Raw genomic sequence first — 24,087 nt, 5'->3', positions numbered from 1 at the left:
GTGGGAATGGTGACACCAAGTTCTTCCTGACGGCGGCGCAGGTACTCGTCGGCGACCTGGGTGATGGCCTCGTTGAGGAACGCGCCGGAGCCGAGCGCCGGTTCGCAGATCCTGTACTTCAGCAGCTCCGAGGCTCGGGTCTTGATGATGTTGCCGTCGATGTCGCGGTCCTGGTCGAGGCGTTCTTCAGCGTCAGTTCGACGGTGACCTCGGTCAGGGACTGGGGCGTGTAGTACGAGGCGGTGGTCTCGCGGTCACGGCCGGCGAGCCGGTAGACGAAAGAGCCCTTCTCGTACCTCTTCGCGCCGCGCAGGCCCTTGCGGGCGTCCTCCTCGTCGTACTGGACGAGGGTCTTGTCGGGGTACTGGTCCTGCTTGCGGGACGGGATCAGCCAGGAACCCTGCTCGGGGTCGCCGCCTCGGGCAACCTCGCACAGCTCCTCCTCGGCGATGATGCCGGTGTAGGACATCAGCCCCTCGTAGACGGCGCCGAGTTGGTTGATGCCGAGGTTGCGGTAGGAGATAAAGCCGCCGCGTTCGCCGCGCCTGCCCTTCTTCATGGTGAGCAGGCGCAGCACCTCGTGCAGGGCTTCGTTGCGCAGGCGCAGGTCCAGCCAGCGGGGGTCGCTGTCCTCGTCACTGCGGGGGTCCAGAACACCGCGACCGATGAGACGGATGGCGGTGGGCTCGAAGAGTTCGCTGCGCAGGGGCTCGAAGCGCAGGCCGCGGTCTTCGCTTCGGCGGGCCTTCTTGGCGTTGCGCGTGTCCTGGTCGTCGCCCGGCAGGTCGTCGTCGGGTTCGGTGCCGTAGGCGCGGTGCCCGTAGTTGACCTTGTTGAATAGGACGTCGAGGGATTCGTAGAGGTGGAAACCGTTTCGGGCCTCCTCCTCGACGAGTTCCTCGTCCCGCTCGACCAGTTCACGCAGCCGGGCCATGGAGTAGCCCGCCTCGTAGGAGCCGTCGTCGGCGGGGAGGATGGCGAGTTCGGGGCGGGCCTCGGCGTAGAGGAGGAAGAGGATGCGGTACAGGTAGCGGAGTGCCTCGCGGGTGAGTTCGCGGGGGAAGGAGATCTTGGGGTCTTCGATCTCGGGCGGGGTGATGTCGTTCTTCGGGTCGCCCATGCGGTGCAGGACTTCGTTGGCGATGATCTCGACCGAGCGCTGCAGGCCCTGACGCAGTTCGGTGGAGACGCCGGCCGCGTTGTCGCCGGAGGACTTCAGCAGGGCGTCGATGGGGCGGCTGGTGTCGTTCTCGCCGGGGCGGAGCATGTCCAGACTGAACAGGGCGGCGATGGTGGCGAGTTCGCCTTGCTGAGCGCGGTCGTTGCGTTCCAGAGCGGCGTCGAGGTTGACCGCGAGGTAGCGTCCCTCGCTCCAGGCGTGGCGGTCGGCGAGCACGAGGACACCGCCGCACAGCAGCAGGACGAAACGCGGGTGAGCTCCGCCTTCTCCACCGACCTCGCTCTGGAAGAGCCAGGAGGCCAGGGCCGGCCCCGTCTCGTATGTTTCGCTCGCGCTGGCCTGGAAGGGGGTGAGCAGGCGTCCGGCGCCGTCGGCGTTGAGGGCGCTGTCGTTGTCGGCGGTCCAGCCGCAGTCGAGAGCGATGATCCCGTTGCCGTGGTAGGCGACGGGCAGGGTGTGGTCGCGGCCGGCTCGGTGCACGGTGAGCTCTGCCGGCGTGGCGTCGTAGCCGAGGGCCCGCAGGACGGTCTGGTGCCATTCCGCGAGCCGTTTGGTCCACTCGGGATTGTTGTGTGTGTTGAGGCGGGCTTCGTCGTCGGCGTCGGCCTGCGCGGTCTGGGCAAAGTACCCGCGCACTTCCTCGGCGAGGTAGGGAGTGCGCAGGGTGCGCAGCAGCTCGCGCGGAGTACGGCGGGGGTCGTTGTCGTCGCCCTCGCGCAGCGCCCAGGTGGCGAACAGGCCCTTCTTCAGGTCCGTGCCGAGCTGTTCGGCGAAGTAGTGCGCCGAGAGGTATTCGCCGCGGTTGCTGAAGGAGTCGAAATCGGTGCTCACTGCGCGGCGCCTCCTTCGGCGGTGCGGAAGGTATCGGTGGGTTCTAGGACGGCCAGCAGGCGCAGCATCGGTTCGCCTGCCGTCTGAAGGGACTTGACGAGTTTCAGGCGCCGTTCGGTCGTGCGGTCGAGTTCGGCCTCGTTCGGGCGGGCGCTGGCGAAGAGTGCTTCCTGCCGCCATGCGGCGACCCGGTCGCGGTGGGGTTTCAGAGTGGCCTCGATCTGCTGGCGGTACTCGGCTTCGACCTTGGTGAGATGGCGTTCGGCGGCGTCGATTGCGGCGGGTACGAGCGCGCCGAGTCCGGGGAGGTCTCGGGGCACGGCGCGGCCGGGCATGTCCGGGCGGATGCCGTAGCGGTCCAGCAGCTCGGGGGTGACCGGTTCGGCGTGCAGGGCGTCGGGCGGGCCGGAGACGGCCATCCACTCCACGACGGTGGGCTTGCCCAAGGCGTTGGAGTAGATGCCCTGCACCAGGTACGTCGGGGTGGCGACGGAGGCGGCGAGCACCGGTGCCTTGTGGCGCCCGATCTCGACGAGCACCTTGTCGGTGAGCCAGTCCAGGACGGGGTGGACGTCGGTGACGTAGGAGACGTTCGGCCACTGGGACGCGGTGGTCTCGCGGGCCGCCTTCAGGCGCTTGGCGGCGAGCGTCTTGGAGAAGGTGACGCGCATCCGCGCGGGCTCGTCCTTGCGGGGCAGGATCTGCTGCTCGTCCAGGTAGGACTTGGGGAGCGCCCTGAGCCGGTACAGCAAATCCGCGGGGGGTTCGAAGGCGATGGTGCCGTCGTTGTCGCGGCGCAGGGACAGCATGTCCTCGGGGTTGGGGCGGCAGACCTGTCGCAGGGCCTCGTCGAAGTAGTCGGCGGTGGAGGCAAAAAGCCGGGGCACTTCGGCCCGGGCCACCTCGGGGTGTTCGTGGACGGCGCCCACCTGGCCCAGGATGCCCGTGAGGAAAGCTGCCGCGCCCTGCTGGGACTGTTTGATGGACTGCTCGACGGTGCGGCCCGCGATCAGGTCCTGGGTGAGGCGGTTCTCCTCTTCCTTGGCCCGGTACAGGCCGGTGACGGCTTCGGCCGACCCTTCGATCCGGTGGGCCTGCTCCTCACGGGCGAGGAGCTTCTCGCCCACCAGTCGGTCGTCCAGGGTCCGTGGCTGGCCGGTGGTCTGGTCGGTGCGCCAGGGGATGTCGCTGGTGAGGATCAGTGCGCGGAACTCGGGCTGGTGTTTCTGGCCGTAGCGGTCGATACGGCCGTTGCGCTGCTCGATGCGGATGAGGGACCAGGGGAGGTCGTAGTGAACCAGGTGGTGGCACTGCTGGTGCAGGTTGACGCCCTCCGAGGCGACGTCGCTGGTGAACAGGATGCGCACCGGGTCGTCGCTGAGCCCGAACTTCTCGACGATCTCCTGCTGCTCCTGGTCCGAGGTCGCCTCGCGGTGCATGACGAGCACGGCGCCGCCGAAGCCGAGCCAGGGCTTTTTCTCGTCCGGACTTTGGCGCTGCGGGAAGCCGAGGGCGGCCGGCACTGTCCGGGCCAGCCACCGCAGGGTGGGGATGCTCTCGGAGAAGACCACCACCCTGGTTTCGGAGCCCGGGCCGACGCCCATGTCACGCAGTTCGTCGACCAGGGCCGTCAGCTTGGCCGAGTCGCTGTCCTCGATCTGCTCCGCGAGATGCCGCAGGTCGACGAGGGCCGCCCGTTCCGAAGCCCGGGCGGCTTCCCGTACGGCGGGGTCCTCGGGTCGTGTCCGCTGCTTGCCGCCGTTGCCGGGCTTGTCGGCCGGCGGGTTGTCGAGATTCCCGATCCGGGTCTTGATCGTTTCCAGCAGCGCCTTGTGGGAGGACAGGAAGGACTTCAGCAGCCGGTACGGAACGAGCTGGTGCCGGCTCGCCGACGGTGTGTCCGGGTCTGCGGGGATCCAGCGGGTGGCCAGCTCCTTGAAGACGGCGAGTTCCTTGGTTGTGGCGGGCACGTGCAGGGGCCGGGAGGGGCCTCGGTCGGCCCACTCGGTCTCCTTGAGCGAGTCCCGCACCTCCGGGGTGGTCTTCGTGCGCCGGATGTAGAGGTGCTTGAGGTCGTCCACCTCGTACTTCGACGGGTTGGCGATCGCGGCCTCGTCCAGCATCCTGACCAGTTCGGCGAACGAGGCGGCGTCGCCGTTGTGAGGTGTGGCCGAGGCCAGGATAAGGGCGTCCGTCTTGCGGGCCAGCAGACGGGCGAGTGCGTTGTTCTTCGTGCCGCGGTTGACGAGGTTGTGGGACTCGTCGATGACGACGGCGTCCCAGTCGGTGTGTTCCAGGTGGTGCGCGTACACGTCACTTTTCAGCGTGTCCACGGAGATGATCACGCGCTTGAAGTACGCGAACGGGTTGCGACCCGCGGGAATGTCCTGCTGGACGCGCTGGATGCCGGTCGAGTCCAGCCGCACCAGCGGGATCCCGAACCGGGTCCACAGTTCCCTCTGGAACTGCTCCAGGACGTGCTGGGGCGTCACGACCAAGATCCGTTCGCCGCGCCCGCGCCGGATCAGCTCCGCGAGCAGGACACCGATCTCCAGGGTCTTGCCCAGGCCCACGACGTCCGCGATCAGGATCCGCGGCTGCGGGTTCTTCATCGACAGGGCGAGCTCCGCCGGCCGCAGCTGGTGGACCTGCTGGTCCATGAGGAAGCCGTCCGCCAGCGCGAGCCCGTGCTCGGTCTGCGGCAGGGACGTCTTGCGCATGACCGCTTCGAGGAAGAGACGGGACCGGCGGTGGTTCGGCGAGTCGTCCGCCACGAGCTCGGTCTCGCGGGGGTCCAGCCGCTGTACGACGTCCAGCCGGTCGTAGAACACCGCTTCCATGCCCCGGACGAACGACGAGACACCGGTGACCTCGATCATCCAGCCGTCGCGCTGTGTGGGCGTGCACTTGCGCACCAGCCACAGATCGTCGCGGACCAGCACCTGCGCGCCCGGCGCGTACCCGCCCGACACCGGCGAATGCTCCCCCGCCGCCTCCGGCAGGTCCACGTCAGGCTCCCGGGTATCCCCCGCCGCTTCCCTCCGACCGCCCACGGGTCCCGCCTCGACGCTCAACGTCCGCTCCGATCCCTTGCCCTCGCGGCGCCCCCGACGCCGCTCGCCCTTCACCTGCGCCGTGTGACCTCCGAACAGGTGTCAGCCTCGCCCGTGCACACGTCCCCCGATCCTCTCACCAGCCACTGACAGCGTGAACGTCACAGGACGGCATCAACCGCGTACAGCGCCCGCAGCTCATCCGCCACCCGCTTGGACGCCGGCGGTCGACCGCTCGCAGTCCGGGGCGCCCGCCCCGATTCTGAGGGCACCTGCGCGCCCGGCGCGGGTGTGGCATCAGCCCCTCCCTCGGCCGCCTGGTCCTCCTCCACTACTTCCGGCTCGGCAGGCCCGGCGACCTGAGTGCCTTCTCCCGGGCCGTCGAGCGGCGAGTCCGGGCCCGCGCCCTCCGTGATCCTCACCTGGTCTTCGAGGAGCTTCTCGAACGACGGCGACAGTGGCTCCTTCGCCGCATCCGGGGTGCCCTCGGCGGTCGTCCGGGCGATCAGGGCGAGCCGCGCGTCGGCCGGGGTCAGGCCAGCCGCCTTCGCCAGCGCCGTGCACATGCGTGCCACGTCGCCGAGTGCGGGCCGGTCCTCCGGGGCGTGGGCGAGCATGGCGGCGATCAGCGGCTGGAGTTCCTCTGGCACGCCGCTCAGGTCAGGGCCGGTGGCGGGGTTGGCCACCTGCATGGCGACCGCCTCCCATGCCGCGCCGTCGTAGGGATAATGGTGAGCCGCCGCGTACAGCAGCACGGTTCCCAGGGCGTACACGTCCGCTGCGGGTGTCACCTTCGGGTGCCCGCCGGCCTGCTCCGGCGGCATGCATCGCACCGTGCCGATGATCATGCCGCTGTGGGAGAGGGACTCCTTCGAGGCGTCCATGAAGGCGCCCAGTCCGAAGTCGATGATCATGGGGCCGTCCTTGCCCATGATGACGTTCTGCGGCTTGAGATCCCGGTGCAGCAATTCCGCGGCGTGAACGGCGGCCAACCCCTCGGCGAGCAGGGCGCCGAGACTGGCCACCAGCGGCAGCGGCAGTATGCCGTCCTCATCCACACAGGCCAGCAGCGTGCGCCCCGCCACGTACTCCATGGCCAGCCACGGCCGGTCCGCGAACGGATCGGCATCGAGGAAGCGCGCCACCCGGTTGGTGCCGATCACGGTGCGCGCTATCAACGCTTCCTTCTCGAACCGCGCCCGCGTCAGGGGATCCAGCTTGTCGCTGCGGATCAGCTTCACCGCCACCGGATCACCGCCGGGGGTGTAGGCGAGATAGACCTCCCCCATCCCGCCCGAGCCCAGCTCCTTGGCCACGGTGTACCGGCCGATCCGCTCGGGCATCCCCGTCATCCGTTGCTCAGCGCTCCTCACCCATGCCCGTACGCCCGCAGATCAGGGTTCACGAGCGTCGATCAAGCCTAATCGCTCCTGATGGGGGCATGCCGGGATTCCGGCCATTGGTAACGGCCCACGCAAGACGGCACCACAGGCCCTCCCTCCCCGGCCCGGATGCGGTCAGCAACGCATTCGTCGACTCGAAGGTCCGGCGGCAGCCCGCCAGTCCTCCTCCCTCAAAGCTGGCCGCGGCCCACCCGCCCGGGCCGACTGGCTCCGGCAAAGGCCGGCCACACGAGTGGAAGCATATGGATCGCACTAGAGCAGTCTGCTTCAAAGCAGAGCAACATAGCTCGGAATCGCCGGTTAGCCAAACCGGTGATTCCCAGCATCATTGATGGTCCACCGCCACTACCCGCCCATACGTCGAAAGGCACGACCAAGACGACCATCAACTCAGCTCGATTCGCCTCGTCAGCACCTCACATTGTCGCCTAACTCCTGCTGAACAGGTCCCGAGTGCGCTGTCGCCGGTGCCGTGGTGGTCGAGTCTTGTCACGTCCTGGGGCAAGCCAGGGACGCCGTCGACCTGCATCGGGATGGACTGCGCATCGGCTTTGCCCTCAGCCGCGATGTGGCGTGACCTGGCTTACACCACCTGCTGTTCTAGCCGAACTCCGGGCCCGACACCGTGATCCAGTGACTCGCCACGGGCATTAGGGCCATACGTTTCCTGCAGTTTCAAAACCTATCGGCTGCACGTAATCAGCGCCGTTTCGAAACGGACTGGAGAGTCCAAAATGCACAGCCAGAGTAACGAGCTACCGGGCTCCCAGTACAGCCCTACGTACATCCGCGCCACCTGGGACGGAACGGGGAGCGTGGAGGCCGCTTCCAGGGTATTCGGTTTCTCTCGAGCGAAGGGCTACGACCTGGTTCGTCGCGGGGAGTTCCCATGCCGCGTGCTGCGCATCGGCCGTACGACACGTGTCGTCACCGCATCCTTGCTCCGCGTCCTGGAAAGCGGAGAGCCGGAGTACAACGGTGCCCGCGCCGGGCACTGACGCCGTCGCGGCCCTCCGCGTGCGGGAGCCTCGCCGGAGCCTTCCAACGTGGCTCCCTGGCTGACGCTGGTCGCGGTCGCCGACGCCTATCCCGTGCGGCCGAGTCGGCCGCGGCGTCCTCGGGCGCGACCGCGTGCTCGGTGGGTGAGCTGCTCGACCGCGCGGACATCGACGTGTTCGTCAACATCACCCCACCCACCGTGCACGCTGGGCTCGGCCGGGCAGACGGCTCGGCCGCGATCGACGAGGGTGCGATCGGTGAGCCGGTCGGGCCGACGGCGTTCGTGGCGCATAACCGGACGGAGACCTGGCCCCACGACTGCACGTTCCTGTTCCAGCAGACCGCCGTGCGTCAACTTCCTCACTTCACCCGAACGAGGGAATCGGAAAGCCGATTGTCGACCCACGTAGCGGGTCGTTGCTGGACCACAGCCAGGCACGCAGCTCCATACGGCGGACAGATTGTCAGTGGTATGCGGTAGAGCCGTTGCCATGTCTTCGACCTTGCGCGACATCGCACCCATAGATCCTGCGGCCGCTCACCCCGGTCTGGGTCTGGATGACTACCAGACCGTGGAGTTGCTCGCCGCGGGCCTGGCTCGGATGCACTTGGACCGGCAGTACTCCAGGCAGAGCCTCGGTCCGGAAGACCGGATCGGGACGTTAGGAGCGTTGCCGCGGGCCTGGCGTACCGCGGTAACCCGGCTGTGGTGGACGGGTCTGGCCCAGCAGGTGTACTGGCCGGGAGACGACTTGGACGTGTTTGCCGCGTGCCGACGCCCTCTCGGCACCTGGCCGATCCGCCTCGATCTCGCTGAAGGCGACCGGGACCAGGTACTGCTGGAGGGGGACGAACTGTCGGAGTTCGCCGAGCAGTCCGTCGCCTTGGCGGGACGTCAGGATGTCGAGGCGGAGCTGGTGGAGAACCGGGTCTTCGCGCTCCTCATGGCCGCCGCCCAGGGCAACGGCAGCACGCAGCAAGAGATCCAGGACGCTTATGTGACCCTCCGGCTGCTGCTGGTTCACCAGCCAGTCCTCAGCGACCTGGACGTGATCAAACGGGTACGGGCAATGCCGGCGGCCAGCCCGCAGGGCGAGCCGTACGTCAAGGACCTGGTACGCGCCGCCTACCGGTTCCAGTCTGAACCGGGCACGGTGACACTGCGAGTGTGCGACAGCTGCGGCAATCCGCTGCCCTCCCCGCTCGTGCGCTGCCCGGTGGCCGGCTGTCCGGGCCGGGCCGGGACTCGCACCGTGAGCACGCTGGAGGGCTACTGGGTGCAGAACCGGGCCACCCGCCGTTTCCACCACGATGCCGGCCTGGTCGAAGACCGTCTGTTCAAGGGCAGCGACGCCCTAGCCGCGCAGCTGGTCGAGAACGGCTCCCCCGTGCGGGTGTCGTTGGAGCGCTACCCATTGATGGACACGTGGGACGGGAGCCTGCATTTCACCCGCGGAGACGGAAGCGCGGAGTGCTGGCTGTTCGACGCCAAGGACACCGTCAGTGCGACCCTGCTGGGACGCTGCTTCAGCCCTCCGTCCGAACCCGAAGCCGCGCGCCGTTTCCTGGTGCTCTCGCAACACCGGGCGACCCCCGCCTACCGAGCCGATTTGGAACGCGAACTCCACGGCCGGGTCCGAGGCATCACCGTGATGGACGAAACCACATTCCTGCGCCAAGCCGCGCAGCACGCACGACGGCTCGGAGGGCGGGCATGAGGAACCTCCGTGCCTGGATGGACACCCTGGTCAAGGAACTGTCCGATGAGGCCGTCAGCCCGCTGTTGGGGCCACTGCAGCCACGGGAACTTTGCCAGCTCGAACTCGGCCTGACGTTCCTCGCCGACCACCTGCCCGGCAAAGGGGTGGGTTCACTGTGGCCGGTCCTGTCCGGCTACAGCATTCCCCGACCGGGCCTGGACCGGGAGATCCGCTCACTGCGCATGTTGATGGGCGACCTCGCCCGCTCGGGTCAGTTCCTCCACGTGCTGGACCGCTATCTGAGCGCCGATGCCCGCCTGCGCGGCTTCGACGCCGAGCAGACCGGGCGCCACGTCCGCCCCAGCACCGTCTTCACCCCGCAGTCCTCGCCCTACCTCGTCGGCCGGCACGATGAGTACCGGCAGGCCCTCAAGGCCACGGTCGCCTACACACCGGTCACCATCCGTCCGGCGCCCGTAGGATCGACTGTCTCTTTCGAGCGTGCCGACGGCTTCTGGGAGTCGGCGCACCTGCCCGAATGGCTGCCTGCAGATGCCCCGCTGACGCTGAAGGATCCGGCAGCCTCGCGTCACCGTGCTCCGTTCATCTTCACTCGTGGCGAGTTGCGCACCGTCGCTGCATCCGTTGACGAACTCCTTCAGGACCAGCCGCACATCACCAATCGCGACTGGGTCCGGCGTCTGGCGGCCATGGAGTTCGCGGTCCCCGATCCGCGTGCCGGCACCCTGGACGACCTGGCCGACGACGACCGGCCGCTTGCCCTGGACGGCGTCCTCCACCTGGTCGGGCTGATGAACTCCGGTAAGTCCACACTCATGGACCTGCTCACCGTGCTCGCCGTGCGGCGCGGTCTACGCGTCGGCTACCTGCTGGCGTCAGCCGCCGACGTGTACGCCAAGACGGCATTTTTGCGCGCGCTGGGGATCAATGCGGTGCCCCAGATCGGCCGCAGCAACCGCTCCAAGCACGTGGCCGCCTACTGGCGCACCACGCTTCACGACCAGGACACCCTCGTCCCCACCCATGCGGACGGGGCCGCCCGCTACACGGTGGACATGTGCCTGCTCGACCAGCTGATCGGCGGAGAGCCGCTGGAGGAGAAAGACCGACCCTGCCGCGGCAGAATGAAGGTCGCCGGCAAGAGCGGGCTGCGGGACTGCCCAATGCTCTCCCGCTGCCCACGCCACCATGACCTGCATGACCTCGGCGACGCCGAGGTCATCCTCACCACACCTGCCGGCATGCTCCACTCCAAAGCCGGCTGGTCAGCTGCGAACATGCGCGTCATCGAGCGGTTCCAGCACGATCTGGACCTGCTCCTGGTCGACGAGGCCGACGACGTCCAGCGCAATCTGGACAACGCCTTCCTCCAGCAGCGGGTGCTGACCGCGCCGAGGGACGGCTGGTCCACCCGCACCCGGCATTCGGTGGCCGAAAGCCTGGACCACCGCTGGCACCTGCCCCTGAACAACCCCGACGTCCAACGCTATGAGGAACTCGAACGCCGTCACGGCCAAGCCCGCATCCGCCTCTACCAGCTGCTGGTCGATGAGGAAGGGGCGCCGCTGCGCGACATGTTGGGCCGGGGACCCTTCAGCGGCCACACGCTGCTACGCCATCTGGCCCGCGCCCTGCACAGTCTGGGGGAACGCTCCGAGCACCAGAAGTCGCCCCAACTCGAAGACCAGGCACAGGATTTTTTCGAAGCGAGGCTGCAACCGCTCGCGGCCGAGTCCATGGCCCCACCGCCCGACGACCTCGTGCCCCTGTTGGAGGCCATGACCTCCGCCCATGACGGCACCTCTCCCCCGGATGACGCCGCGCTCGCGTGGCTGCGCCAGTGCGGCGCCCCCGAAACCGTCCGCTCCGATGGCTCCGCCGACACCGATGCAACCGACCCCATCGAGACAGAAGGCAGCCCCGAAGACGGCGAGGCGGTGGGCCAGCCCGAACCGCGCGAACTGCAGTGGGCCCGTCTGCTGCAGGCCGGTATCTGGGCGGCCCGAATCACCACGACGTTCTTCGAGATGGCCAAGCTCTACCCGGCCGTCAACGCGGTCCTCGCCCTGGACGTGGACGAGGAAGCCGGGTTCCTGAAGGACCAGCCGCCCCGTGAACTGCTGGCGTTCGTCCCAGAACAGCCCGCCGGGAACCTGATGTCGCTGGAATGGCAGCCCACCCCCAACGGCGACAGCGGCTCCCTGCGCATCCTGTGGCTGCGCGGCGTGGGCCGCTGGCTCCTGTACCACCTGCACGACCTGCTGTCCCCCGAGGGCATCGACGGCCCCAATACCGTCCTTGCCTCAGCGACGTCCCATGCCCCGGCGGCGCCGAAATTCCACATCGATCTTCCCGTCGGCCTCGTGCTGCGCACCCCCAGGTCCTCCCGCGCCGCCCTGGCCGCCTCCCGGATGTTCCTGCGCCCGGGATACACCGCCCAAGGCCGTCCGGTGTTCGTCTCCGGCACGGGTGGCGATCCTGAGCGCCGTGCCCAGGCCCTGCTGCAGAACACCGCCGCGCTGTGTCTGCCCCGCCCCGGCGCCACCACCGACCTGCTCGCCCAGGTGCGTCAGCTGCTGGCCGAGGGCCGCAAGCAGGTGCTGTTCACCGTGCTCAGCACCCGCGACGCCGAAACCGTCGCCGCCTACATCAACCTGCGCACCCCGTACACCGCCCGGCACGTCGTCCGCGACGGCGACACCCCCGGCCCCTACGGAATCGCCCGCCGCCAGGTCGCCACCTTCCCTGCCACCGGCGCCGACATCCTCGTCGCCGCCGAAGGCACCATCCAACGCGGCCACAACCTCCTCAACGCCCGCCGCGAAGCCGCCCTCGGTGCGATCTTCTACCTGGTGCGGCCCCACCCCCCGGGCGACGACTCATCGTTCGTCCTGTCCCTGCTCGGCGCCGACGCCATGCGCCGCCTGGCCGACCCCGCCGACCTGTCCGTCCCCGGCACGGACGCCGACGATCTCGCCCGCCGACTGCGCCACGGGGCCCGCGCAACCTGGAGCCTGTTCGGCCAGCCAGTGCTCTTCTCCCGCCTGACCGAACAAAGACTCCGCGACGCCTTCGCCGGAAACCAACTGATCTCCACCTACCAGACCGCCGGCCGCGGCATCCGCGGGGACGTCCCCGTCCTCGTCTACCTGTGCGACGCCGCCTGGGCCCCGCGCACCGCAGACCGCGACGAAACCGCACCCGACACCGAGCGCACCAGCCTCCTGGTCGCCACCCAGCACCTGCTTGACCGCATGCTCACCGCCCCCCGCCCCAACGCCTCGGCGGCCGAACGCCTCAACCACGCTGTCCAGGACGCCTGTTGGAGCCTGGCCGGGCACCTGTACGCCACCATCGACCTGGGAAACTGACATGCCCCACTACCCCCGACAGCAGTCCGCCGTCTTCGCCTTCGCCCCCGACGCCGAACTCACCGTGCACACCCGCTCGGCCGCCATCCCCGCTCCCTGGCTGCGCCATCTGCGCACCGTCTGGGAGACCCGCCCCGGACGCCACAGCGTCGGCAGCCTGCCCACCCGCAGCCTGTCCGCGCTGCTGCCCGCCTTCGATCCCCGCATCACCACCCTGAGCCACCATCTCGAATCACCGCATGCGCTGAGGGCCACCGCCGAGCCCGCCGCACCCTTCGACCTGGCCGTCGCCGCCTGGGCCGCGACTGACGTCGCCCCCCACCTCCCCAATACCGACTGGGAAGCCCTCCTAGGCGAACACCCCGTGCAATGGCGAAACGACGACCTCGACCTCGCCCACCTCGCACGCGCCCACGTGCATCCCAACAACACCGCCAACCCGGCCGAACCGGTCTGGTCCCTGCTGCCAAGCCTGCTCGCAGAACACATCACCACCACCGGCCTCACCCTTGCCGGCCACGACTACACCGGCTGGCTCGGCCCCACCCAGCCCGACAACCGCCGCCGCGTATACCTCGGCCCGCCCATCGCGCTCACCGACCGCACCGGCGCCCACGGCCTGTACACGCACTACATCGAGTTCCACCTGGAAACCATCCCCGGCGACCCCCAGGTCCGCGTGCACGCCGACCTCCACATGGCGCGCTTCGCCGCCCGCCCGATGAGCTACGTCCCGCGCCGCGGAGACAAGGCCGCCACCCTCAGCGCCCTGCTCCACACCGACACCGGCTTCTTGACCTCCCACGAGCGCCGCGTGCTCGTCCAGGCCGAACTCACCCTCCAGCACACCGGCGACGGTCCCCGCCTGGCCTGGTCGCCGCGCATCTCCCGTCTCCTGGCGCTACTCTCCCGCCCCCGCTACCCCGCGCCCGACACCCTGCGCACCGATCCCGCCTCGCTGGCCACCAGCACCGAGCAGTCCGTCGCCGCGTGGGCCACACACAGCACCGGCATGCGCTACTACCTGCCCGAACACCCTGAGGCCACGCCTGCTGCCCGCAAGAGCGCCGAACACCCGGCAGCCCCCGGCTACCAGCCGCGCGACCACCTAGAGGTCTTCGACGCCCTCACCCCGCTCTTCGCCCCGCTCGGCCTGATCCCGATCGCAGCCACCCGCAAGGCCCCCGCCCGCACCCGCGCCCTTCCGCCACCCTCCGCCCGCATCCCGGCCGGCCCCCGCCCCCACTACCACCTGGAGCACTGGACCACATCGCCCCGCACCCGCCAGGCCCTCCACCTCGCCCTCACCGACAAACTCCAACTCGCCCCTGAATCATCCGAGTCCGCCGACAGCCCAGCCACCTACACCGGCGAGGACTACAGCCTCACCGTGCACCCCTACGATCCCGGCACCCTCACCGGTGGGAGGCCCCGTTCCACCCATCCTGATCGCGCAGTGCGCCGCGCAGAGGACGACCGGGCCCGCGCCGCCCACACCCAGCAGATCCACGACCACGTCCCGCACACCGCCGCCCTGCGGGCTGCGGTCATCGAACTCGAGGACCAGCACTACTTCGGCCGCAACCAACTCCTCGACCCCAAAACCTCGTTCAAGGCGACCCTGCCCGCGCTGGGACGGCGGGTGCAGTGCATGCGCCCCGTCCTCCCCGCCCCCGACAAAGCCAGCAAGGTCAAGCGCTATCCCGGAACCGACCTTCGCTCCAGCGACATCGAACGCTCCGCCGCCTCCGCCCTCGACGCCCTGCGCCAGATCGGCTACCTCCCCGACCTGCCCCAACCCGCCGGCATCACAGGCCCCTTCGAGCTGATCACCCTGTGGATGCCGCCCGCCCCCGGCAACCAGTGCGTCCCGATGATCCTTCGCGCCCGCCCCGGCACCGCGCCCACCGCACAGCTGATGCCCACCCGAGGCAGCCGCTACGAACCCGAAATCCCCTTCACCCAGCTCCCCCAAGCCCTCACCGAAAAACGCGGCCGCATCAACGCCTACCGCGAGCGCCCAGCTCTCGTCGACTTCCTCCGCCAGGCCCTGGCCCCGGACAGCACCACCGACCGGATCTTCCTCGCCCGCGCCGCCACCCTGCGCCACCGCGACATCTGGCCCTGGCTCCAGGACACCCATCTCACCCCCGGCGCCATCCATGCACCCGGCACCCGCCTGGACCAACCCGAATCCATCCCCACCCCGCGCAAACCCGGCGACCTGCCTGGCCTACGCATCATCCGGCTCCGCGAGGCCGCCGACCGCGCCGCCGTCGCCCACCTCTTCGGCGTCCCCTACGACGAACAAGCCCAGCAACGCACCCCCGGAAACGGACGCTTCAGCGGCCTCGTCCAGCACAGCGATACCGTCTTCTACGGACTCAACCCCCGCCCCGCCCAGAACCAGACCCCGCTCGATGTCACCAAACTCGACCCCGCACGCCCCCAGGACGCGACCTGGTCCGTGCACAACCCCCGACCACTTGAAATCGTCACCGCCTTCCTCCAGGACGGCGACGATCCCGCCGAACTCGCCATGTACGTCCAGGCCCTGCGGCGCTCCGTCCTGCACACCACCAACGGCACCGTCTGGCCCTGGCTCATCCACTGCGCCGACCTCATGACCGAGTACCTCGTATAGGACCCACCCCGGTAAACCCCATAGCCTCGGCTGCGCCCCTCATCGCCAACGGGTACGGCTGAGGCAGGCCACACCTGCACCCATCCGTCAGGCAGGCACGCTGTAGATGAATTCCTTACCGCCTCGATCCGGGCCTGCGGAGCGTTCACGCCTGAGCGCTCCTGCTTCGAGGAGACGCTTGAGTCGGTTGTTCGCGTTGGGCAGGGAGATATGCAGTTCCTCGGCAAGCTCGGCCGCGCGGAACGTGTTGAGTTCGCGGGCACACCGATAGGTGTCAGCCAGGACTTCTGCGTCTCCGAGGAGAGTACGGCTCTCCGCATCCACGGCGAACTGCTTGCGCCGTTGGAGGCATACGTTGACCGCGTCGCGGGTCTCTTCGTTCAAGCCCCCGAGTTGCACGGCTTCGACAGCATTTTCAGCTGCGAGGAGTGTGTAGAACTTGCCGAGGAACTCGTCCGCGAAGCTGTTGGTCATTGCTGTGACGCCGGTGAAGTCGATGGTCAGCAGGGCCCGGGCGTCAGAGCGTCGCAGACGCTCTTCCAGGTCGGCACGTGCTGTGGCGCCTGCTGCTCGCGTGAAGAGGAACTGCCCGTAGGGCTGCACGGGGAAGGTGATTGTTCCTTGCCTCGTCGTTTTCATTGAAGACATTGAAGCATACTGAGGTTACGGCGCAAATGAAACTCTCAGCCACGCCCAGGTGCCCTGTATGGGCATCGCTGCGGCGAGGGTGCTGATGGTTCGCATCCCGGTGCGGTGCCGGGCAGCGCGAACCAGCCCGCTTCCGCTGCGCAGAACGAGCCGGGTCGGGCCGGTGGTGGCGGCCTGACGGAGCAGGTCGGGCAGTCCGTTGCCGCGGCTGTCCCGGGTGCCGCTGATGCCGGGTTGGAGGGCCTGGCGGAGTGCGATTTCGCTGTCCGTCAAACCAGCGTGGTCGCGGTTTCGGCGCAGGTGGGCGAGGACACCGATGCCGTTGTCACATATGGCCACTTCCAGACGGCGGGTTCCGGTGGTCTTTCCGGTGTACGCCTGGGCGGCGATGTAGGCACCTGCTTGGCCGTGACCGTGACTGACGGCGTTGTCGATGAGTTCGCCGACACTGCGGGCGACCCGAGCGCCTGGGGACGCGCCGAGATTGGCGAGGGCAAGCAGTCCGATGCGCTCACTAACGTCGGGGGCGGTCTCTGGGGTCAGCAGAGTCGTCTCGAGGAGGGTGGTGTGGTGGTCGCTGCGGACGTCGAACGGAACGGCTCCGACCGCAATGGTGCTTTCGGGAAGCTGGGCGAGGAGGTCCATCCGCTGCAGGTAGGACGTGACACGGGGGTCGGACGGCAGGCGCAGGACGCTCTTGCCGGAGGTGACGGCGGTGGTGTGAGCGATTGCGGCAACGGCGGTGAGGTCGAGCGGGCTGATGAACCGCAGGCGCGTGGCGTCGATCGTGACGACCTGGTCGGCGCGGCGCTCGGGAGTCAGGTCGGCGCGGAGGAGTGGGTGCCGTCCGGCAAGTTCGAGTATCACGGCATATCAGGATGCCAGGACGGCCACCTCGGTAAGAGCGTCACCCGTTTGGGCGTGTCGCGTGTGTCGCTGGTGACCCGTGATACGGTTTCACTGTCTTCACTGAAACCGTAGAGAGGATGCGGGATGCCTGACATCGCCACCGCCCCAGACGCAGCACACCGGCGCGAGTACAAGATCCTCGTGAACACGCGCGAGAAGACTGTCCACAAGGACACCCTGACCTTTGAGGAGGTGGTCCAGCTGGCCTTCGACCCGGTCCCGTCGGGCCCGAACATCCTCATTACGGTGAGCTTCCGGCACGCCCACCAGAAGCCGGCCGACGGCACCCTGACCGCCGGGGGCAGCGTCGATATCAAGAACGGGACGGTGTTCACCGTTGTCGCCACTGACAAGTCGTAGCCCCGACCTGAAGCGCCTCCAAGACGAGGGCTTCGAGGTCGAGGTGAAGGACGGCCACCTGATCGTCACCCACGTCCCTTACGTGGCCAGGGATCGCACGGTGCGGTTCGGGATCCTCGTGTCCGAGCTGACATTGGCCGGCGATATCACCCAGGCCCCGAGCACGCACGTGGTCTACTTCAGCGGCGACACCCCGTGCGACCACAAGGGACAGCCACTCAACCAACTCATCAACGGGCCGTCCGACTCGGTGCTGGCTGGTGTGCGGACGACCTTCATGTTCTCCAGCAAGCCGGTCGGCACGGGCGTGTACAAAGACTATTACGAGAAGGTGACCGCTTACGCGGCGATCCTGTCCTCCCCTGCCCAGGAACTGGACCCCGAAGCAACGGCGCGCACGTACAGAGTGGTGCCCGGCGAACCGCAGGACTGCGTCTTCCGTTACGCCGACACCGCCTCCAGCCGGGCCGGCATCGGAACAACCACGCAGCGTCTGGCCTCGATTGAGAATGTGGCGATCGTCGGTCTGGGCGGCACCGGCGCCTACATCCTGGATTTGGTCGCCAAGACCCCGGTCGCGCGAATCCATCTGTTCGACGGTGACCGCTTCCTTCAGCACAACGCCTTCCGGGCGCCCGGCGCGGCTTCCGCGGAGGAACTAAAGGGCGCACCGCTGAAGGTCGACTACTACGCCGCCCTTTACGGGAAGATGCGGTACGGCATCGTGCCGCGCCCGGTGTTCGTGGATGAAACGAGCGCCGAAGAGTTGCGCGAGATGGACTTCGTGTTCCTGGCGCTCGACCAGGGAGCAGCAAAGCGCCTGTTGGTCGAGCAACTCGAGGAGTACGGCGCCTCATTCGTGGACGTGGGTATGGGCATACTCGAGGGCGACGACACGCTGACGGGACTGCTGCGTATAACCACCAGCGTGCCTGGCCAGCGCAGTCATATCCACGAGCGGCAGCGGATTCCCTTCGTAGACGGAGACGAGCACAACGCGTACGCGCGCAATATCCAGATCGCCGATCTGAACGCGCTCAACGCCGCCCTCGCAGTGGTGAAGTGGAAGAAGCTCTGTGGCTTCTACGCCGACCTTGAGCACGAACACCACAGCGTCTACCAGCTTGACGGGAACATCCTCACCAACGAGGACACGACGTGACGGACGTCCGACTGACACACATGTTCACCGACCACTTCCCGGAGAAACTGACCCAGGACGTGGTGTACATCTCCATCCCCCACGCTCTGGTCGCCCACCTGTGCTGCTGCGGCTGCGGGTACGAGGTCGTCACCCCCCTCGCACCCCGAGAATGGAAGCTAACCCTCGACGGGGTATCGGTCTCCCTGCACCCCTCCATCGGAAACTGGAGCTTCCCCTGCAAGTCCCACTACTGGATCCACAACAACTCCGTCATCTGGGCCAGACAGTGGACCGAAGAGGAGATCTCGGCCAGCCGCGCTGCGTCGCGCGCAACCAACCAGCCAGCGCGCCGTACAAAACCCCCCGTGTCAGCCCAGTCCGCCGCGGCCTCGTGCCTTGCCTCCAGCTGGTGGGCTGCCCTGCGGAAGCGCAAGCCCCGGTAGCCGAGCGGTTCGGGTGTCGGGCAGTCCACCTGCCACCGCTGACCGCCGCCATCGAGGCGTCGCACAGCAACACGGCATTGTCAGTGCCGAGGGGAACAATCGACTCATGCGCGACAACCGCAGATACAGAATGGCCGACGGCGTGGAACTCGTCGGGCACCAGGGCGACTCGTTCACGATGCGGGTCAGCATGCCCTCCGACGGTCAAGGGTTCCTCGGCCGTCAGTGTCCAGAGTGCTCATTGGTCTTCCGCATGGACGGCCGACAGTACGGGGCACTACCTGACGACCTCACCCTGTGGTGCGTCTACTGCGGCCACCAAGCGGACCACTCGGAGTTCCTGACCGAGCAGCAACTCAACCGCGCCCGGCAGGCCGTGAGCGACTTCGGTCAGCAGTTCATCCTCCGCGAGTTGGAGAAGAAGTTCAGGGGGCTGTCCCGTGGCCCGCGACGCGGCGGCATCTCCTTCTCATACGAACCGCAGCCCTTCGCTCCCCGCTCGCTGCCCGGGATCGATGAGGAGCAGTTGGTCCGCGTGCGCTCGTGCTCCAGCTGCTACACCGACTACGCGGTCTTCAGCGAACACCGGTACTGCCCCGTGTGTGGGCAGCTCCCGGCCTCGTCGGTCGCCTTCGACTCGCTCCAGGCCGACACCGCCCGCCTTGACGCATTGGAAGCTCTGCCCTCTGAGACAAAGGCGCTGCTCCGAGAGCAGGGGGTGTTCACACGCAACTGGGTCGACACCGTCGAGAACGTGGTCGGAGTGGTGGAAGCCCTGGCTTCCTCCCTCTTCCACACGGCCGTACCGACCGCGGACACCCTTCTGAACGGCAAAGGGGCCATCTTCCAGCGCCTCGACCCCATGGCCGACCTAATCGTCAACGCCGGCTTCCCCGACCTGCGGACCACCCTCGGCCCACAGACATGGCAGCGCCTCCTCGAAACCTGGGCCGCCCGGCACGTCTTCACGCACAACGACGGCATCGTGGACGCGAAGTACCTGAGCCGGGTGCCCAGTTCACCTGCACGGACCGGCCAACGCCTCGTCCTCACCGAGGACATGTGCCGCCGAGCCCTCGACGACGCCAAGGCTCTGTGCGAGGCCCTCGTAGACGTGCTGCGTTAGCCTCGCGCTTTGATGAAGCGAGCTGTCCCACGGGCGGTCAGGTAGGCGAAAAGTTCCTCTGACCAGCGAGAATGATGATTGCTGAGGTCCTTGTTCCCGCCCCTGTCGGAAGCACTTTCCAGGTGAAGCAGCCTACCGGGGCCTACCCACATGTCCGTGTCCGGGACGACGGCCGAGCCGTGGTCTCGCAGGCCGGTTCGGTCCTGCTGGTCGAAACGGCCCGCAAGATCGGCCTTGACCGGGCCATCTCCGCAGCGCTCACCCCCTGGCGCAAGCCCCGGGCCGTCCACCATCCGGGCAAGGTCCTCCTGGACCTCGCGCTGGCGGTCGCGCTCGGCGGGACTGCCTCGCCGACTTCGCACTGCTGTGGTCTGAGCCGGCCGTGTTCGGACCGGTGGCCTCCGACCCGACGGTCTCCCGCCTGACCGACACCCTCGCCACCGTCGGCGGGAAGGCGCTGACCGCGATCCGCGCGACCCGGGCCAAAGTGCGCAGCCACGTCAGGGAGTTAGCTGCAGATTGCATTCCGGACGCCGACGGGCGGTGACCGTGGACCTGGACGGAGTGCTGGTCGTCGCGCACTCGGACAGGCGGTACAGACCATCGACACTGAGGCGGACGGGGAGTGTGGCTGCCTCCCAGGCTGCGATTGCTGCAAGTGAGCGCCGGTAGACATCCAGGAAGCCCGGGCCTGACCGCGAGACGTTGCCCAATTCAGTGACCTTCGTCTGCTGCCCAGCGCGAGGAGGGCCGCTGCGGCGGAGACCAGTGCGAGCGCGGCGAACAGGCCGGGATAGCCACCTGAGCCGGGAGTTCGACGGCGTCTTCGGCCAGGAGACGATCGAGCGGTTCCTGCACACCAGCTACGACCAGTTCGCCGGCCGGAGCACCATCCCCAACTTCCTCCCGCACATCGCCGAACGGTTCGCCCGCCAGCGCCTGCGCGCCCTGGCCAAGGTCGAGGGCCACTCCATCGACGGCAGCAAGCCCGTCGTGCTCTTCCTCTGCGTCCACAACGCCGGCCGCAGCCAGATGGCCATGGGCTTCTTCCAGCACCTCGCCGGCGATGGCGCCGTCGCCTGGTCGGCCGGCTCCGAACCCGGCTTCGAGGTCAACCCGTCGCCCATCGCCGCCATGAGCGAGCGCAGCATCGACATCTCTCGCGAGTTCGCCAAGCCCTGGACCGACGAGATCGTCCGCGCCGCCGACGTCGTCGTCAGCATGGGCTGCGGCGACGCCTGCCCGGTCTTCCCCGGCAAGCGCTACCTCGACTGGACCCTGGACGACCCGGCGGGCAAGACAGTCGCCGACGTCCGGCCCATCCGCGACGGCATCGAACGCCGCGTCCGCGGGCTCCTCGACGACCTCGGCGTCCCGGCACAACACTGACCACGGGCAGTCCGACTGGACGATTCCGAGAGATGCGTAAATGCCGCGCCCCGGCATGACCTTCCCCCATACGCTCAAGCCGTGACAACCACGACTGAGGAAGATCAATACCTCAGACGGATCCTGGCACTGCTGGACAGCGCCAGGCCGTACGAGAGCCTCACCCAGTCCGATTCCAAGCAGTGGCAGGTCCAGCCAGGCAGCGCCCTCGCCGGGGACGACGCCAAGACCGACCCCTACCAGGTGTCTCACAACGCCTGGAACGCCCTGAGCGTTGCCGTCGACCACCTCCACTGCTTCCGCTCCACGTTCGCGAACGATCCGCAGGACAACTCGGTGTCGATCACGCTCCACACCCACGGGCAGTACTCGTTGCTGCGCGGAGCCTTCGAGAACAGCGCCCGCGCCGTGTGGATGCTCGGCCCCGCCCAGCGCCTCGAACGCATACAACGGCGGCTGTGCATGCAGGCCGGCGAGCACAAGAACTCCGACCGCATGAACGTGCTCCTCCAGCAACAGCCCAGGCGACCGTTGGACGTGCGGATGCAGCAGCTGACAGACCTCGTCGTCAAGGCGGGAACGGACCCGGCCGACGCCAAGAAGGCGCTCAAGCCTGCGACTTACTCGGAGATCGTGCGGGACGCCGGCGCCCTGACCCCCATGGGCTCCGGCGAAGCCGAGGTCGTGTGGAGCAGCTGCAGTTCCCTGGCACACGGCGACGTCTACGGCACCCTCAGCATCCTGGAGCGGAACGTCGTGGACACCCAGGGCCGCGTGAACCTCACTCAGATCACCAGCTCCCCCAAGGTGCTGTTCTGGGCCACGGATCGAACGGTCGCGATGATGCAGCGCGGCTTCGACCTCTTCAAAGAGCGGGCCACCTGCCATCGCTGACGACCGAGCATCCCCACACCAGCGCGCCCGACCGAAGGCACTGCCCCGCAGAAGAAGGCCGGACCATGGACGGAACAACACTCATCCGGGTGGGACTGCGGCACCGCCGTACGAGCCTGACGGACAAGACCCGGCTCAAGGACCCGGCGTCCAGAAGGAAGACGTTCGCCGCTGCCCTCCAACAGTTCGAGGAGCAGATCAACGGCGAAGGGACGCGTGGCGGCGGAAACGAGTAGTGGCGCTCACTGTCGGCCCTGCGCTCCGCCGCGTACCGGCCATCGGCGGCACCGGCCGGTTGGGGCAGCGCTGGGCCTCCAGCGCTGCCATCAGCTGGGACCATGCCGTGAGGCACTCAACCCGTACCTTGCGGATCGTCGGGCAGGCGACCGACTCGACCACCAGCGCCCGGGCCGCCGCGGAGGCCGTCGCTGAGCTCGGTGGCCTCGATGGTCCGGCTGACCTCGGTGAACAGGACCTCGGTGGCGGCCCGGTACGTGGCGATGAAGAATCGTCCTTGGTCTCAAGACCGTGTCCAGGGTGGCGAGGAGACCGGCAGATACCCCACATAGGCGTTGAACTTTGCGGGAGCGAAGGATACGCCCTGGTCGACCGCGAAGAGTTCCGGCTGCATGCTGCACACCAGTCGTGAGAGTCGTGTCGTCGCCACGTCGGTGCTTCGGGTACTCGTGGGAGGAGAACCCGAGTGCAATGGCGCCCACGACGGGCACTCAAACCCACCTACTCAGAAGCCCCCGACGGGCCACACTGTCGGGCTCCTCGTCGAAGGACGCCCCTATAACGGGGGATCGATGGATACCGCTCTGACCAGGTTGAAGACCTCTCGGGCGGCATATCGCTTGAGGCATCGGATGATCTCGCGTCGGGTCTTGCCTTCCTGGGTGCGGCGTTCGTAGTACGCCTGGGTGCGGGGGTCGTGGCGCAGCCGGGTGAACACGATGCGGTGCAGGGCCGCGTTCGCCCGGCGGTCGCCGCCGTGGTTGAGCCGGCGCGTGCTCCGCCGGCCGGAGGAGTACTCGATGGGGCTGACTCCGCAAAGGGCAGCAAAGGACGCCTCAGTGTTCAGTCGCTCGGGATTGTCTCCCATGGTGATCAGGAGAGTGACGGCGCTGTCCGGGCCGATGCCCACTGGCGCGAGCAGTTGCGGGGCGTGGCGTTCGACGAGCCGGGTCAGGCGTTGGTTCAGCTCGTCGATCTGAGCGGTGAGCTGCTCGATGCGCTCGGCGAGCATGCGCAACGTCAGGTGGGTGGCTTGGGTCACCGCGTCCTCGTCTTCCCCACCGTCGGGTGGGCCGAGGCGTGCGCAGGTGCGGAACAGCTCGCGGTTGCCCAGGCTGGACAGTCGTTCCCGCAGGGCGGGATCGGCGATGACCAGGACGGCCTTGAGCTGGTTGATCGCCTGGGTACGGGCCTTGACCGCGGAGTCCTTGGCGAGCTTGAAGATCCGGGCGCTGTGCACCGGACCGTCGCCGGACTTGGCCCGGGCCCGGGTGCGGCCACTGAACACGGCCCGCGCGGCGGCCTGCGCGTCGAGCGAATCCGACTTCCCCAGCAGCCGGCGGGCCGAGCGGTCGGGGCGGTTCACTTCGTACACCTCGACCTGCTGCGCTAGCAGGTAGCGGGACAGGCCCGCGCCGAAGGTGCCGGTGCCCTCCACACCGGCCCGACGCACCGTCCCCCGCTTGCGGGCCCAGACGAGCAGCCGGCGGTAGCCGGCCGCCGTCGCCGGAAAGGACTCGGTACCCAGAACCTTCCCCAGCGAGGACACCACGGCGGCGACATGGACCTCGCCGTGCGTGTCCACGCCCAGGACGACCTCACCCCGAACAGGAGGATCCGCGCTGGAGGAGGTGCTGTGCTGTCTGGTCGTCATGGTGGTTCGCCTCTCGCGTGGTGACCTGCTGGGCGGATGGCACCGGCCCGCTCGGGCGGTCTGAACCGTGATGGCGCCTGG

The 24,087-nt window shown here is 68.2% G+C and carries 17 protein-coding genes and 1 pseudogene; 12 read left to right on the top strand and 6 right to left on the bottom strand.

Annotated elements, in window-relative coordinates; translation table 11 throughout:
* Positions 1-118 precede the first annotated feature (118 nt).
* The 3 genes from ASC56_RS42450 to ASC56_RS33930 form a co-directional block, all read right to left on the bottom strand.
* Positions 119-2,011 carry a hypothetical protein gene (locus ASC56_RS42450; protein ID WP_234377186.1) on the bottom strand — a complete coding sequence of 631 codons (1,893 nt, stop codon included), beginning with the start codon at positions 2,009-2,011 and terminating at the stop codon, positions 119-121.
* A complete protein-coding gene (locus ASC56_RS33935; RefSeq protein WP_234377185.1) occupies positions 2,008-5,019 on the bottom strand; it encodes an SNF2-related protein in 3,012 nt (1,003 codons plus the stop codon). The genes ASC56_RS42450 and ASC56_RS33935 overlap by 4 nt, the downstream gene beginning before the upstream one ends.
* 206 nt (positions 5,020-5,225) lie before the next feature.
* Positions 5,226-6,416: a serine/threonine-protein kinase gene (locus ASC56_RS33930; protein ID WP_055495452.1), complete on the bottom strand. Its 1,191-nt coding sequence runs from the start codon at positions 6,414-6,416 to the stop codon at positions 5,226-5,228.
* Positions 6,417-7,605: 1,189 nt separating this feature from the next.
* Here ASC56_RS33930 and ASC56_RS33920 point away from each other — a divergent pair.
* Genes ASC56_RS33920 through ASC56_RS33905 form a run of 4 tightly spaced genes read left to right on the top strand, consistent with a single transcriptional unit; the run spans position 7,606 to position 15,202 of the window.
* Positions 7,606-7,947: a hypothetical protein gene (locus ASC56_RS33920; protein ID WP_055495451.1), complete on the top strand. Its 342-nt coding sequence runs from the start codon at positions 7,606-7,608 to the stop codon at positions 7,945-7,947.
* Between the two features lie 10 nt (positions 7,948-7,957).
* A complete protein-coding gene (locus tag ASC56_RS33915; RefSeq protein WP_159039775.1) occupies positions 7,958-9,184 on the top strand; it encodes a hypothetical protein in 1,227 nt (408 codons plus the stop codon).
* Positions 9,181-12,558, top strand: a complete 3,378-nt coding sequence (locus ASC56_RS33910) for a hypothetical protein (protein ID WP_159039774.1) — start codon at positions 9,181-9,183, stop codon at positions 12,556-12,558. Before ASC56_RS33915 ends, ASC56_RS33910 begins: the two co-directional genes overlap by 4 nt.
* Position 12,559: 1 nt before the next feature.
* On the top strand, positions 12,560-15,202 hold the full coding sequence (locus ASC56_RS33905) for an RNaseH domain-containing protein (protein ID WP_055495448.1): 2,643 nt from the start codon (positions 12,560-12,562) through the stop codon (positions 15,200-15,202).
* Between the two features lie 87 nt (positions 15,203-15,289).
* Here the strand turns inward: ASC56_RS33905 and ASC56_RS33900 are convergent, their stop codons facing one another.
* Together ASC56_RS33900 and ASC56_RS33895 are read right to left on the bottom strand one after the other, a co-directional pair.
* Positions 15,290-15,841, bottom strand: coding sequence for a MarR family transcriptional regulator (locus ASC56_RS33900; RefSeq protein WP_199836145.1), 552 nt, complete (start codon positions 15,839-15,841; stop codon positions 15,290-15,292).
* Between the two features lie 24 nt (positions 15,842-15,865).
* Complete coding sequence (locus ASC56_RS33895; RefSeq protein WP_055495446.1) at positions 15,866-16,717, bottom strand: hypothetical protein; 852 nt, start codon at positions 16,715-16,717, stop codon at positions 15,866-15,868.
* Between the two features lie 126 nt (positions 16,718-16,843).
* Here ASC56_RS33895 and ASC56_RS33890 point away from each other — a divergent pair, with 126 nt between their 5' ends.
* The 8 genes and pseudogenes from ASC56_RS33890 to ASC56_RS40885 all read left to right on the top strand — a co-directional run bounded on the left by ASC56_RS33890 (position 16,844) and on the right by ASC56_RS40885 (position 22,351).
* Complete coding sequence (locus ASC56_RS33890; RefSeq protein WP_055495445.1) at positions 16,844-17,119, top strand: multiubiquitin domain-containing protein; 276 nt, start codon at positions 16,844-16,846, stop codon at positions 17,117-17,119.
* Positions 17,097-18,281, top strand: coding sequence for a ThiF family adenylyltransferase (locus tag ASC56_RS33885; RefSeq protein WP_055495444.1), 1,185 nt, complete (start codon positions 17,097-17,099; stop codon positions 18,279-18,281). The genes ASC56_RS33890 and ASC56_RS33885 overlap by 23 nt, the downstream gene beginning before the upstream one ends.
* Entirely contained in the window at positions 18,278-18,706 is a 429-nt protein-coding gene (locus tag ASC56_RS33880) for a DUF6527 family protein (RefSeq protein WP_055495443.1), read from the top strand. Before ASC56_RS33885 ends, ASC56_RS33880 begins: the two co-directional genes overlap by 4 nt.
* Before the next feature lie 253 nt (positions 18,707-18,959).
* Positions 18,960-19,832 (top strand): hypothetical protein, encoded by an 873-nt coding sequence (locus tag ASC56_RS33875; protein ID WP_159039773.1) that lies wholly within the window; start codon positions 18,960-18,962, stop codon positions 19,830-19,832.
* 122 nt (positions 19,833-19,954) lie between these two features.
* A pseudogene (locus tag ASC56_RS33870) lies at positions 19,955-20,453 on the top strand (transposase); the annotation flags it as partial.
* Between the two features lie 147 nt (positions 20,454-20,600).
* Complete coding sequence (locus tag ASC56_RS42445; RefSeq protein WP_371330384.1) at positions 20,601-21,221, top strand: arsenate reductase ArsC; 621 nt, start codon at positions 20,601-20,603, stop codon at positions 21,219-21,221.
* Positions 21,222-21,302: 81 nt separating this feature from the next.
* Positions 21,303-22,115 (top strand): hypothetical protein, encoded by an 813-nt coding sequence (locus ASC56_RS33860; RefSeq protein ID WP_055495441.1) that lies wholly within the window; start codon positions 21,303-21,305, stop codon positions 22,113-22,115.
* Between the two features lie 65 nt (positions 22,116-22,180).
* Positions 22,181-22,351 carry a hypothetical protein gene (locus ASC56_RS40885; protein WP_159039772.1) on the top strand — a complete coding sequence of 57 codons (171 nt, stop codon included), beginning with the start codon at positions 22,181-22,183 and terminating at the stop codon, positions 22,349-22,351.
* A gap of 557 nt (positions 22,352-22,908) precedes the next feature.
* Here the strand turns inward: ASC56_RS40885 and ASC56_RS33855 are convergent.
* The gene (locus ASC56_RS33855) at positions 22,909-24,006 is read right to left on the bottom strand and encodes an IS110 family transposase (RefSeq protein ID WP_055495440.1); all 1,098 of its coding nucleotides are present in this window, start codon (positions 24,004-24,006) and stop codon (positions 22,909-22,911) included.
* Positions 24,007-24,087 lie beyond the last annotated feature (81 nt).

It is taken from the genome of Streptomyces sp. TP-A0356, assembly GCF_001417775.1.
Lineage (GTDB): Bacteria > Actinomycetota > Actinomycetes > Streptomycetales > Streptomycetaceae > Streptomyces.
The sequence above is the reverse complement of the archived record's forward strand: the minus strand, read 5'-3'. Positions and strand labels throughout refer to the sequence as shown.

Coding starts and splice junctions, on each gene's coding strand:
- ASC56_RS33930 (WP_055495452.1), bottom strand. CDS start 6,416: ATGACGGGGATGCCCGAGCGGATCGGCCGGTACACCGTGGCCAAGGAG.
- ASC56_RS33890 (WP_055495445.1), top strand. CDS start 16,844: ATGCCTGACATCGCCACCGCCCCAGACGCAGCACACCGGCGCGAGTAC.
- ASC56_RS33910 (WP_159039774.1), top strand. CDS start 9,181: ATGAGGAACCTCCGTGCCTGGATGGACACCCTGGTCAAGGAACTGTCC.
- ASC56_RS40885 (WP_159039772.1), top strand. CDS start 22,181: ATGGACGGAACAACACTCATCCGGGTGGGACTGCGGCACCGCCGTACG.
- ASC56_RS33915 (WP_159039775.1), top strand. CDS start 7,958: ATGTCTTCGACCTTGCGCGACATCGCACCCATAGATCCTGCGGCCGCT.
- ASC56_RS33875 (WP_159039773.1), top strand. CDS start 18,960: ATGGACGGCCGACAGTACGGGGCACTACCTGACGACCTCACCCTGTGG.
- ASC56_RS33905 (WP_055495448.1), top strand. CDS start 12,560: ATGCCCCACTACCCCCGACAGCAGTCCGCCGTCTTCGCCTTCGCCCCC.
- ASC56_RS33855 (WP_055495440.1), bottom strand. CDS start 24,006: ATGACGACCAGACAGCACAGCACCTCCTCCAGCGCGGATCCTCCTGTT.
- ASC56_RS33900 (WP_199836145.1), bottom strand. CDS start 15,841: ATGAAAACGACGAGGCAAGGAACAATCACCTTCCCCGTGCAGCCCTAC.